Consider the following 12421-nt stretch of genomic DNA (forward strand, 5'->3'; position numbering starts at 1 on the left):
TTGGTGGTAGAGTGGCGGCCTGTACAGTGGTAGCCATCAGGACGCCACTACACGCAGTGTGTATTTCTGAGGTTCACGGCATGCGTTTTATCTTTCCAACATTGGCACTTAGTTTTCTCATCACCCAAGGCGCGATGGCGGCTGGCGACGGTACTGCAGCGATTGGCGGCGGCTTGGGCGGAGCGTTGGGTAATGTCATCGGACAACAAATGGGTGGCAGCACCGGCGCGGCGGTAGGTGCTGGCGTCGGCGGCGCTGCGGGCAGCGCTGTAGGCGCGCGCAAAGGCAGCCGGACTGAGGCAGCCATTGGCGGCGGCATCGGTTCTGCCGGCGGTTCGTTGATCGGCAATCAATTGGGCGGCAGCACCGGCTCTACCATCGGCGCTGGCCTGGGTGGCGCAGCGGGCGGCGCAGTGGGTAACAACCTTGGTAGCAGCAGCAACGACAAAAGCCACTCTCGCAAGCACAAGAACAAGCGTAATCATCGTCGCAATTGATCTGTTGCTCGTCCGCTCCGGCGTTCCGGAGCGGCGCTGGTGATGCAATGATACCCAGGCCAACCCGTTCAAGCATTCCAACGGTGTTGGCCACGGTATTCCTCTGATCGAGATTGTTGTCTGTTTCCTGATACATCCAAACGCACACTCTCACGCAACTCCCTCACTCGAACGCTAAGTTCACTTTCGCGCCAACTCTCGCTGCCGCAATATTTTATAACGGCATTAAATCTCTATAACGCCCAAGCTAGAGAGCTTTTGTACTTGTATTGCACTCGGCACGTGTGACAACAGTGTGCCAACGCTATTTACTCAAAAAACATGTCTTGCTAAGTTAGCAACAAATGACGCGGACGTATGGCATGATTTCATTAGCACCAGCTTATTTGGCAATGGCCCTTCGCCTTCGGCTGCATGGTTACAGGGTTCAGTGCAACTTTCTCAAAAATGGAACATTGGAGTTAGTGTTAACGCATGTTAACAGTCAGGAGATATATGCTATTTCAGGAGTCGCCAAAATGAATTATCTCAGCCTGTCAGCCGTGGCCCGGCTGGCACACTTGTTATTGTCCGAAATCGAAACATGTCAAACTTCAAATCTTCTCGGTTCCGGCTCGCGACCCGCAAGCCATCCGCTGGAAACCGGACGCTGCTGCGTTGAAAAATCAAACTCCGCTGCGCGCATTTCTCTGTTCATGATATGAAGACTTTGCATGTCAGGCTGCGCAACGAGCGAATCAGGGTAGGCATGCCTCAGTATCTATTTGCGGCCGTCGGCGGTGTCAAACCTAATGCGCAGGTCAAGTATGAAAGTGGGCGTCGACTTCCTCGTGGTGACTACCTGGCTGCGATAGCGGTCACCGGAATTGACTTGCTGTTCATTCTCACAGGAAAGCGGTCGGTCGGGCTGTCGCAACTCACCGGCAGTGAACGATTGTTCATAGCGGCCTATCGAGATATAGAAGGTGCTGACAAACAGCTCATGAGTCATCTTTTATTCCGTCTGAATGGCGTTTTGAATGACAACCCGGAAACGCGTAACGTTGCGTTCCATGACGGGATCGATGCGGTAACAATGTTCAATGGATAACGATTAAGCATAGGTAATGCCTTTCGTACTTTAAGGAAAAGGAGTCGTTATGAAACTGCTGTCCATTCACCAGATAGGCAATGTGCTGGAAACTCGACTTCGCGATTACAAGGTGTCGTGTAAAGAAACTGATATCAACAGGGTCTCGCTCGTGTTAACACACACTTACACTCATGCTGTTTATGGCGTGTCGGGGATCCGGCCAGCGGATTATAGAGGCCCTTACGGAGCAACTATTTTGGCTAAAACCTTATTGGAAGCCATCGAGAACGAGGGCGCTGAACATTGTTCGGGGCTTGGGAAAGTGATCTCAATCGTGCGTCCTGTCGCACAGCAGCCCTCTCGACGCAACCTGACGGTATTGAAACTGCTCGCGGGACAATGAGGACAGCTCACGTCCAGTTGCGATGACAGGCCCCGCTCACGTCGGGGCCTGTAGGGACCAATGGCTTATTTGCGGGTGATGAGGCCAATAGTGAAACCGGTCACCGAGGCAATTTTCCCGCGCCAGAGAACACCCTCTGCGCAAATAGGGTTCTGCTCATTTGAGTAAGTCTTGCAGTCCTTCAAATGAATGAAGTGAAACTCTGGAGTATCGTCCGTGGATTCGCCTGGGCGAAATGACAGGATCATCTCCTTCATGGAGGCTTCGGTGCCGTTGTTGAACTGAGCGAAAGGCGCAGAAATATCGGCTGCCAACTGTTCAAAGTACGCGTCATGGGAAATCAATTGACCTGAAACGAGATTGCCGCCGACGGTCAGGGTGATACCCATCTCTACCTTGGTGTTTGCCACAAATTTGACCAGCCACTGCAGCAGCCAATCGATCTGCTTGCCCTGCCACTTCAAATGCGAAAGCGCGTCCTCAATTTCACCGCTGGCTGACGTGTCCGACTGCTGATTCTGGCGTGCGTCTGTCATTGTTGCCTCCGTGCTACACAAAATGGGAGCTCAAGCTATACAGCACTGAGACCCAAAACAAAACAGCGCAATGTCCGTGCCGACAACGAAATGTGAATGTGCATTATCAGACGCAGGTCACGCTTGCAACGGCTCGTCTATCCTGGGCGAGCCGCGTAGAGTCATGATTCTCAAGCTTTTTATTTTGGGGGCGAAGCAAGATTCTGTTTCACATAAGGGGTTTGCAAGCTTGCTTCAGGCAAGCTGGATGTATATCCTCCCTGCTCTTCTGCAAGACCGCCCCGATGGCGAAATTGGTAGACGCAAGGGACTTAAAATCCCTCGTTCCAGGACGTGCCGGTTCGACCCCGGCTCGGGGCACCATCTAATACAGCAAGGGCTTACCGCAATTATCGGGTAGGCCCTTTTTGTTTTCGCCCTGAAAATTTCAGCTCTGGCCCGCAAATACCACTTCAATCAGCTCTGCTGCGCCAATATCACCGCCAGTAACCCAGGAAACCGACTGTCCAGTTCTTCTCTGCGCAGTGAGTTCATGTGGGTGGTTCCCACGCTCTGGGTTCTGACCAGCCCGGCATCGCGCAACACACGAAAGTGATGGGACATGCTCGACTTGGGTCTTCCGCCATCCAGTTCACCGCAACTGGCGTCGATGACCCGGCCGAGGTGGCGAACGATTTCAAGGCGTACGGGGTCGCTCAGGGCATAGAAGACCCGTTCGAGGATGAAATCACTGACTGGCGGATGTTTGAATGGACGCATGGACGGATCATACACAAGGGTTTGCCAGACGGCCATTGTTCGAATAGTATCGAACAACCGAATTTGCAATTGACCCGAGGTCTGACCATGTCTGCTTTGTTCCAACCCTACACGCTTAAAGACATCACGCTGCGCAATCGCATCGCTGTGCCGCCTATGTGCCAATACACCGCTGTCGATGGCCTGATCAACGAATGGCATCAGGTGCATCTGGCCGCCATCGCTCGCGGCGGCGCGGGTCTGGTCATCGTGGAAGCCACGGCGGTCGCACCTGAAGGCCGCATCACGCCGGGCTGCACCGGCATCTGGAACGACGAACTGGCCCAGGCATTCGTGCCGGTGGTGCAAGCCATCAAGGCTGCCGGATCAGTGCCGGGCATCCAGATCGCCCACGCCGGTCGTAAGGCCAGTGCCAACCGTCCCTGGGAAGGCGACGATCATATTGCCGCCGATGATGCGCGCGGCTGGGACACCATTGCCCCCTCCTCCATCGCCTTCGGTGCCAATCTGCCGAAACAACCCAAAGCGATGACCCTGGACGACATCGCCCGCGTTCGTGATGATTTCGTCGCGGCGGCCCGTCGTGCGCGGGATGCGGGCTTCGAGTGGCTGGAACTGCACTTCGCCCACGGTTATCTGGCGCAGACGTTCTTTTCCGAGCACTCCAATCATCGCGAAGACGCTTACGGTGGCAGTTTCGAAAACCGCAGCCGCTTCCTGCTGGAAACCCTGGCGGCAGTGCGCGATGTCTGGCCGGAAAACCTGCCGTTGACCGCCCGTTTCGGTGTGCTTGAGTTCGATGGCCGCGACGAGCAAACGCTGGTGGAATCCATCGAATTGACTCGCCAGTTCAAGGCTGCCGGCCTGGACATGCTCAGCGTCAGCATCGGCTTCACGATCCCGGAAACCAATATTCCGTGGGCACCATCGTTCATGGGCCCGATTGCCGAGCGCGTGCGTCGCGAGGCTGGCATTCCAGTTTCCTCCGCATGGGGCTTCGGTACTCCGGCCATCGCCGAACAAGTGGTCAAGGATGGGCAACTGGACCTGGTCATGGTCGGTCGTGCTCACCTGGCCAACCCGCACTGGGCCTATTTCGCCGCCAAGGAGCTGGGTGTGGAGCGCGCTTCCTGGACCTTGCCAGCCCCTTACGCTCACTGGCTTGAACGCTACTGACAGCTCGCACCATCCAGCAAAAAAGGCGACCAACAGGTCGCCTTTTTCACATCAATGATTACCGCGTCGCGCATCACTGCGAATTGGCGCCCCAGATCCAGTTCCACATTCCGGGCAAATGCACGGGCTCGTCGCCGTTCTGAACCGTGCGCGCTAACGCTGCACGCAGCAACGTCGACTGGTCATCGTAAAACGGCTTGTCGGCGGTCGTGACGCCTGTGGCCTTGGCGCTATCCAGCAGGATCTGCAGGTATTCCCGGGTGTGTCGGGCTGAATAGCGATTCAGGTCATGGAAGGTCACCACTACGGGAACCACGCCATCCACGATAGGCAAATCGCCGGCAGCAATACGCTCACGAACTTCGGAAAGCTGCCTGAGCATATTGGCGCGTCGACGCGGGCTCGCATTGAATCCCCAAATCTTGCCGTCATTGGCGCTCACGTCGGTCAGCAAGACGTGCATACCGTGCTGCTGATAAGCGGCAAAAGTGCGTTTGTCGTAATTCCAGAACGGCGGGCGGACCAGCGCAGGCGGCGTGCCACTGATCGCAGCGATGGCGGCACTGCCTGCCCTCAGGGATTGCTCAAGCACTTCAGGTGACAAGGAACGATGATTGGTGTGCCCCGGCGTTGCGGTATGAAACGCCAGGATATGTCCTGCCGCGTTCTCCCGATGCATCACCCGCTGGCCACGCTCGCTGCCGCCCGCCCGCGCAGCGCCGGTTTGCACAAAAAACACGGCTTTGATATCCGGCTGCAATGGATTGTTTTTAAGGCTGTCCAGGACCGTCAGCGTGGGATTGGAGAACCCCGAAGCGCTGGGGCCATCGTCAAAGGTCAGCAAAAACCGGATCGGGGCTTGTGACTGGAGACGTTGGGAGGTCTCTGCGGTTAATGGAATCGGGGCGGAAATACAACCGGCGAGGCTCGCCAGCATGGCGAGCCCGGTTAAAGCGTTGACGATACGTCTCATTGATCTGCTGTAGTCCGAGTGACTGACGTTAATCGCCATGGAATATCTGGCGCACAGTCTACTGGCCTCTTGCTGTCCCCGCATCCGCGTTTATCACCGGATCTGACACCACAATGGCGTCAATCGTCATGAAGCGGCGGCTGACCGTGCCATACAGCGTCCAGCCCAGCATGGTGACGATACCGCCCAGCATCATCGCGTTGGCCCCTGCGCTGTACAGCGCGTAGTAGCTATACGCCGCAGCGATATAGGCAATCGCGTTGGTGAACATGGCATCGCGTGGCGAGACACCCGCGACCTTCTGCATGGTCATCAGTGCCGCCATGGACATCAGGTAGGGCACGAGGTTGGTGACTACCGCCAGATTGACAATCATGTCGAACTGCTTGCTCAGGTCCGGACTGATGGTCATGAGGGTCAGCGCTACCTGGCAGGCCAGCAGCACCAGCATGCCAACGATGGGTACATCTTTGGCGGTGGTTTTGGCGAACAGTTTCAGGAAGTAGCCGACGTCCGCCGAACTCTTGAACACCTGGGCAATGGTGAACTGCCAACCCAGCAGCGAACCGATGCAGGCGATAACCATCAGGCCCATGATGATCTGGCCGACGATGGGGGTGAACATAGTGGCGAACGCCAGGCCGAACGGCGCGTTGGAGGCCGCCAGATCCACGTTGGGTACAATCCCGGCAATCACGTTGGTGGACACGATGTAAATCACCGCCGAACCCAAGGTGCCGCCCAGTACGGCGATCGGCACGTTACGCTCCGGATTTTCCACCGCATCAGTGTTGGCACACGCGGACTCAAGGCCGAGAAACGCCCACAACGTGATGGAAATGGAGGCACCCACTGCCTCAAAGAGCGGCATGTCATGGGGATTCCAGGCCGCAACGTACAAGGATTTGTCGAACCAGAACCAACCCAGCACCGAAACACCCAATACCGGAATGACCACGCCCCAAATGGTGACATTGCCGATTTGACCGGTAATCCGCGCACCACCAAAGTTGGCCACGGTGGTCAGCACCAACAGTCCGGCGGTGGCCATGGCGACGCCAATCGGGGTCAGCGTCATGTTGAACAGCACCGTCGCGTAGCCCACGGCCGTGATCGCAATGGCCACGTTGGCAATCAGCAACGATACGCCATAGGTGTAGTTGGACATGAAGTTGCCGGAGCGGCCAAACGCATATTCGGCATAGCCGCCCATGCCGCCGGGCTTGCGGCTGAAGCGTCCGCACTTGGCAAAGGCATACGCCAGCGCTAGAGAACCCAGCGCGGTGACGATCCAGGAGAAAATCGAAATCGTCCCCACTTGCGCCAGCTTGGACGGCAACAGAACAATCCCCGAGCCCAGCATGTTGATCGCCGTCAGCACTGTCAGCTGGACCACGTTCATTTTCTTGACTGTACTAACCATGTCGCACTCCTGCGCTTTTGACACAGCGCGGTATTCCGGTGAAAACGCCGGCAAGAGATTGCCGGCGCCCCTCAAGATGGATCATTGCTTGATGACATAACCGTAGGCGCGGGTACGGCCGTCGTCTTCGACGCGCAGATACACACCCTGCAACTCGGGGTTGAAACCGGGGAAGTGATTGATCGCGTCTTCCAGGGCCAGGAAGTATTCCAACACCGGGCCTTGCCAGACTTCGCCGGGTACCACGCAGAGCAAACCCGGCGGATACGGCAATGCGCCTTCGGCAGCGATGCGGCCTTTGGCGTCCTGCAAGGCGATCAATTCGCAATGCCCGCGCACAAACTCCAGGTGAGCATCCCGTGGATTGAGCTCAATCGGCGGCATGCTGACCTTGCGGAACATCTCCTTCTGCAAACGCTTGACGTCATGGCGCACGTACAACTGGTGCATCTCGCGACACAGCTGGCCGATGGTGTAGTCCTGGTAACGGACCTGATTGGCCTGATACAGGTTGGGCAGCACTTGCGCGAGCAGCGCATCGTCATGAATGAAGCGCTCGAAACGCGCGATCTGCGCCACCAGGTGCTGCATCTTCGCCTTGCCTTCAGCGGGTGTCAGCAGGAAGAGAATTGAGTTCAGGTCGCTCTTTTCCGGCACGATGCCGTACTGGCGCAGAAAGGTGGCCAATATGCCCGCATGCACGCCAAATTCGGTATAGGCGCCGGTGACTGCATCGATGCCCGGCGTGGTGAACAACAGCTTGCACGGGTCGATAAAGTATTGATCGTCGGTATAGCCGTCAAACGCATGCCAGCGCTCATCGGGATGAAACTTGAAGAAGCGCAGATCATTGGCGATCACGTCCGTCGGGTAGTCCTGCCAATAACGGCCGTCGATGGTTGGCGGCACGAACGGCCGAATCAATGTGCAGTTGTCCATGACCAGCTTGCGCGCTTCGATGCCAGCATGAACGCATTCGCTCCACAGGCGCAGGCCGCTGCGTCCGCTGTGCATGCGGGCATTGACGTCCAGCGAGGCGAACAGCGGGTAAAACGGGCTGGTTGACGCCTGAGCCATGAAGGCGTTGTTCAGACGATGGTGATTGCAGTAGCGATCCTGGCCTTTGATGTGCCGGTCTTTCTTGTGGATCTGCGAGGCCTGGGAAAAGCCTGCCTGTTGCTTGTGGATCGACTGGGTGACGAAGATGCCAGGATCTTCCGGGCCCAGTTCGAGCAGCATGGGCGAGCAGTCTTTCATCATCGGGATGAATTGCTCATAACCGACCCAGGCTGAGTCGAACAAAATGTAGTCGCACAAATGACCGATGCGATCCACCACCTGCCGGGCGTTGTAGATCGTGCCGTCGTAAGTGCCCAGTTGAATCACTGCCAGGCGAAACGGCCGGGGCTCATCGGCTTTGTGCGGCGCGACGGTGCGCAGCTGTTCGCGCAGGTAATCTTCGTTAAAGCAGTGGGCGTCGATGCCGCCGATAAAACCATAGGGGTTGCGCGCGGTTTCCAGATACAGCGGCGTGGCACCCGCCTGGAACAAGGCTCCTTGATGCACGGACTTGTGGTTGTTACGGTCGAACAGCACCACGTCGCCCGGGGTCAGCAAGGCATTGGTCACCACCTTGTTCGAGGCCGAGGTGCCATTGAGCACGAAGTAGGTCTTGTCGGCGTTGTACACCTTGGCCGCCCGCTTCTGCGCTTCCAGTGGAGCGCCTTCATGGATGAGCAGGTCGCCCATCTCGACATCGGCATTGCAGCGGTCGGCGCGGAACAGGGTCGGACCGAAAAATTCGACAAATTGCCGACCGGCCGGATGCTTGCGGAAGAACTGGCCGCCCTGGTGGCCCGGGCAGGCAAATGTCGAATTGCCGCGTTCCACATAGTGTTTCAATGCGCCGAAGAACGGCGGCAGCAAGGCTTCTTCATACTGGCTGGCAGCGGTTTCGAGCTTGTCGCCGTAGAACTGCGCATCATCGACGCCAAGGTCGAACACCCCGCTGATTTGCAGCAGTACATGTTCTATGCTCGGCAGGTTTTCCGGGGTCAATTGGTCTTTGGCCGTGACAGCAAAGAAAATCGGGATATCAAACCCGGAGGTGCGGATGACTTCCAGCAGCCCGTTGCGCACGTCTTCGGCACTGATGACCGCTGCAGCGATGTCGGTCAGATCGGTTTCGTTGAATTCCAACACGGTACGCGCGGTGGCGAAGCTGCTGCGGCTGGCGAGACTGGCAGCAATTTTCAAACGATTCACTGGGTAACCTCAGCTACAGATGGGTTGACGGCTGGCTGCGTAAGGCAGCGAACCTTATAAAGACCTTCTTCCACTTCCACCCCATGAGTGTCATGGGTGAAGCCAGGAAAACGATGATCGAACGCTTCCAGAGCCTTGAGATAGCCGAGTAACGGGCCGTCTGCGGGGCCGACGTTCTCGCCAGGCATCAACAACGGAATGCCAGGTGGATAAGGCACCACGCCAGTGGCCACGGTACGACCCGCCATCTGTTCCAGACTCAACACTTCAACGTTGCCGCGCACCAGTTGCTCGAAAGCGCGCACCGGACTCAGGTCCGGAACCGGCAAGGTCGAGAAACCACGGGACATCGCAGCGGTGGTGTCCAGATGCGCCATGGTGGCAAACATGGTTTCGCACAGGTCGCGCAGGCCCAGACCGCGATAGCGCGCGCCATGAGCAGCCATCAGGGGTGGCAGCACCAGTTCTAGCGGCGCGTTGTTATCGAAGTCACGCTTGAAGTCGAGCAGCGCATTGACCAGCGTGCCCCACTTGCCTTTGGTCACGCCGATGGAGAACAGGAACAGGATGGTGAAATCAGTGGTTTTCTCGGCGACGATGCCTTGCCGATCCAGATAAGCCGTCAACACCTGTGCAGGAATGCCCTGCCCGCTCATGCCGCCGCCTGCGAGGATTCCGGGCGAGGTGATCGACACCTTGATCGGGTCCAGCAGGCAGTAACCGTCTTCGATATTGCCAAACCCGTGCCAGGCCGCATTAGGCTTGAGTACCCAACAGGCGGGCTCGCTGGCCAGCAGATCATCGCTGGCGGTATGAAACGCAATGTCTTTGCCTTGTGCGGGGTCGAACACGGTATCGGGCTGCCAGACGTTGAAGAACCACTCGCCCTTCTCCAGAAACTCGGCATTGAGACGTGCCAGCATGCGTCGGAATGAGACCGCCTCGCGAATTGCATCGCCGGTCAAGGCCTTGCCGCCCGGGCCGTCCATCATGGCGGCGCTGACATCATTGGAAGCGATGATCGCGTAATTGGGCGATGTCGAGGCATGCATCATGAATGCCTCGTTGAAACGCGCGTGATCAATGGGACGACGGCCATCACGGATGTGAATCATCGAAGCCTGGGACAGTGCGGCGAGCAGCTTGTGTGTGGACTGAGTGGAAAAAACCGTCGGCCGATCAGCGCTGTGGCCGGCCGGTTCGCCGTGCATTGCGAAGCGTTCGTGATACATCGGATTGAAGCGCGCGTAACCGAACCATGCTTCGTCAAAATGCAAACGATCAACACTTTCACCCAGTAGCTCTTCAACCCGGCGCACGTTGTAGCAAAGCCCGTCGTAGGTCGAATTGGTGATGATCGCGTGCATCGGCGTCGGGTCGATGTCAGCGTGGACCAGCGGATTGTTGGCAATCGATTCAGCGATATAGCTGGCGCTCAGACGCTCCGGCGGGATCGGGCCGATCAGGCCGTAATGGTTGCGCGACGGGATCAGATACGTCGGCAACGCGCCGGACATGGTCATGGCGTGCTCCACCGACTTGTGGCAATTGCGATCACACAGCGTCACCTGATCGCGAGTGACGCTGGCCATCAGGATCACCCGATTGGATGTCGATGAGCCGTTGGTGACGTGATACGTGCGATGGGCGCCGAAGACGCGTGCCGCATACACTTCGCTGGCGCCGATGGGACCGGAATGATCAAGCAGTGATCCCAACTCACCGACGGAAATCGACAGGTCGGAGCGGAACAGGTTTTCGCCGAAATAATCGAAAAACGCCCGCCCGGCCGTGGATTTCAGAAAAGCAGTCCCGCCAGTATGTCCCGGCGTATGCCACGAGTATTCATAGACTTGGGAAAATCTCACCAATGCCGAGAACATTGGCGGCAGTACCGCTTCCCGATAACGCTGGATGGCTGCGACAATGCGTCCGCCAATAAACGCAATGGTGTCTTCAAGTAACCAGATAAAGTCGTCGGACTTCTGCATGGCTTCAAGTGGAACAGTGGCGGCGCTGCTGCGATCAGCCAACAGAAAAATAGGCAAGGCTTCACTGCGGGCGCGTACTGCATTGAGTACAGTCATAGCCTGTTCGTGACCATCGTCCAGGTCCAGATCCCAATCCAGCAGGACACATTGCACCATGGGATCGGCATTGATGATGGCGACTGCATCCAACGCACTTTGCGCTTGAAGCACTTCGACCTGACGCTGCTCCAGAACCTCGGCCATTTCTCTGACAGCCCTGCCTGCTGCTGTCAGTGCCGTAAGATCTTCATGAATGAGCAGTGCTTTCATACCTAATCGGGCTTGCTGTTTACGAGGCATTTTAAAACTTCCTGTTCTAAGAGCGCATGACATGGCTATCGATTGCGATAGGCAATCTGAAAACTGACGTTGCGGAATATCTGGGGAAGTTGATCTGTGAGTGACTTTTGACTTGAGAGCGAAGGGAACTTACAACCACAGCAGAGGTGGTAAGGAAGCGTAGTCGGGAAATTGAAACTTTCACTGAGCCGTCCCTTTCCTGAACGAACAGATCACGGAGGGATTTAGATAATGAGGGGCCATATGGCAGCGTCGGGGCTGAAGAGCCGCTATTTTTGCAGAGTGGCAAACTCGGGAATTGATCTGAATCAATGCTGAGGACCGGCCCAGGTAAGCTCCATGGTTTGATGCCGGTCGTCTGGAACTCATCGCTTTTTATTTAAAAATGAATTTTTTCCGTTTGATTTCGCTCAGATGTCTGGGAACAACGAAAATGGATCCAACGTTGCAGTGCTCCCGGATTTTTAATGTGCAGGCTGAGGGAACCAAAATGACTCAATCACCGCAGTACGAAGAGACCCGATCCACAATGAGTCTGGTGCTTGTTGTTGAAGATGAGCCAATGATTCGGGACTTCGTATGCGAAATCCTGTCTGAAGAAGGGCTGGAAACCAAAGCGGTCGAGAATGCTGACGAGGCAGTCAATTACCTCAACGCGCACGGCCACGAGATTGCCTTGCTGCTGACCGACGTGCGCATGCCGGGCAGTATGGATGGCATTGCGCTGGCTAATCTGGTGGGTGAGAAATGGCCTGACATACCGATCGTGGTCATGTCCGGGCACGGTACGCCTGGTAGCGATCAGATCAAGCCTGACGTGCTGTTCATCGCCAAGCCCTGGACGATTACCCAACTGCTCAATGGGGTAATGGCTCAACTTGACCGGGTCAATACTCCTCTGGAATCAATCAGCAGCACGCCTCGCTAGTGCGCCAGGCCTGTTGCGCCCTATACCGTGAGGTACTTGCCCGCAATCAGGCTTCGCTC

Annotated in this window: 12 protein-coding genes and 1 tRNA gene; 7 read left to right on the forward strand and 6 right to left on the reverse strand. The window is 56.7% G+C overall.

Features of this window, described 5'->3' with window-relative positions; translation table 11 throughout:
* The first annotated feature begins 80 nt into the window (after window positions 1–80).
* The 4 genes from ACP7E4_RS00280 (at window position 81) to ACP7E4_RS00295 (ending at window position 1972) form a co-directional block, all read left to right on the forward strand.
* Window positions 81–497, forward strand: a complete 417-nt coding sequence (locus tag ACP7E4_RS00280; RefSeq protein WP_426110566.1) for a hypothetical protein — start codon at window positions 81–83, stop codon at window positions 495–497.
* Between the two features lie 518 nt (window positions 498–1015).
* Entirely contained in the window at window positions 1016–1201 is a 186-nt protein-coding gene (locus ACP7E4_RS00285; protein ID WP_426110568.1) for a hypothetical protein, read from the forward strand.
* A gap of 44 nt (window positions 1202–1245) precedes the next feature.
* On the forward strand, window positions 1246–1587 hold the full coding sequence (locus ACP7E4_RS00290; RefSeq protein ID WP_426224875.1) for a transcriptional regulator: 342 nt from the start codon (window positions 1246–1248) through the stop codon (window positions 1585–1587).
* 49 nt (window positions 1588–1636) lie between these two features.
* Entirely contained in the window at window positions 1637–1972 is a 336-nt protein-coding gene (locus ACP7E4_RS00295; RefSeq protein WP_426110572.1) for a hypothetical protein, read from the forward strand.
* Window positions 1973–2037: 65 nt separating this feature from the next.
* Here ACP7E4_RS00295 and gvpU read toward each other — a convergent pair whose 3' ends face one another.
* The gene (gvpU, locus tag ACP7E4_RS00300) at window positions 2038–2508 is read right to left on the reverse strand and encodes a gas vesicle accessory protein GvpU (RefSeq protein WP_426110574.1); all 471 of its coding nucleotides are present in this window, start codon (window positions 2506–2508) and stop codon (window positions 2038–2040) included.
* 278 nt (window positions 2509–2786) lie between these two features.
* Between gvpU and ACP7E4_RS00305 the strand changes: the two genes are divergently transcribed.
* Window positions 2787–2871 (forward strand) — tRNA-Leu (locus ACP7E4_RS00305).
* Between the two features lie 93 nt (window positions 2872–2964).
* On the opposite strand, the gene ACP7E4_RS00310 is transcribed toward ACP7E4_RS00305, so the two are convergent.
* Window positions 2965–3267, reverse strand: a complete 303-nt coding sequence (locus ACP7E4_RS00310; RefSeq protein WP_426110576.1) for an ArsR/SmtB family transcription factor — start codon at window positions 3265–3267, stop codon at window positions 2965–2967.
* Between the two features lie 87 nt (window positions 3268–3354).
* Between ACP7E4_RS00310 and ACP7E4_RS00315 the strand changes: the two genes are divergently transcribed.
* Window positions 3355–4443: an NADH:flavin oxidoreductase/NADH oxidase gene (locus ACP7E4_RS00315; RefSeq protein WP_426110578.1), complete on the forward strand. Its 1089-nt coding sequence runs from the start codon at window positions 3355–3357 to the stop codon at window positions 4441–4443.
* 73 nt (window positions 4444–4516) lie between these two features.
* Here ACP7E4_RS00315 and ACP7E4_RS00320 read toward each other — a convergent pair whose 3' ends face one another.
* From ACP7E4_RS00320 to ACP7E4_RS00335, 4 genes are all read right to left on the reverse strand, one after another.
* A complete protein-coding gene (locus tag ACP7E4_RS00320) occupies window positions 4517–5416 on the reverse strand; it encodes a polysaccharide deacetylase family protein (protein ID WP_426110580.1) in 900 nt (299 codons plus the stop codon).
* Window positions 5417–5474: 58 nt separating this feature from the next.
* Window positions 5475–6839, reverse strand: coding sequence for a putrescine-ornithine antiporter (potE, locus tag ACP7E4_RS00325; RefSeq protein WP_426110582.1), 1365 nt, complete (start codon window positions 6837–6839; stop codon window positions 5475–5477).
* A gap of 81 nt (window positions 6840–6920) precedes the next feature.
* Window positions 6921–9104: an ornithine decarboxylase gene (locus ACP7E4_RS00330; RefSeq protein WP_426110584.1), complete on the reverse strand. Its 2184-nt coding sequence runs from the start codon at window positions 9102–9104 to the stop codon at window positions 6921–6923.
* Window positions 9101–11434, reverse strand: a complete 2334-nt coding sequence (locus ACP7E4_RS00335; RefSeq protein ID WP_426110586.1) for an Orn/Lys/Arg decarboxylase N-terminal domain-containing protein — start codon at window positions 11432–11434, stop codon at window positions 9101–9103. Before ACP7E4_RS00335 ends, ACP7E4_RS00330 begins: the two co-directional genes overlap by 4 nt.
* Window positions 11435–11924: 490 nt before the next feature.
* On the opposite strand from ACP7E4_RS00335, the gene ACP7E4_RS00340 reads away from it, so the two are divergent.
* Window positions 11925–12362 carry a response regulator gene (locus tag ACP7E4_RS00340; RefSeq protein WP_426110588.1) on the forward strand — a complete coding sequence of 146 codons (438 nt, stop codon included), beginning with the start codon at window positions 11925–11927 and terminating at the stop codon, window positions 12360–12362.
* Window positions 12363–12421: the final 59 nt, after the last annotated feature.

Source organism: Pseudomonas sp. DSP3-2-3 (genome assembly GCF_049898225.1).
In the GTDB taxonomy this organism is placed as follows: Bacteria; Pseudomonadota; Gammaproteobacteria; order Pseudomonadales; family Pseudomonadaceae; genus Aquipseudomonas.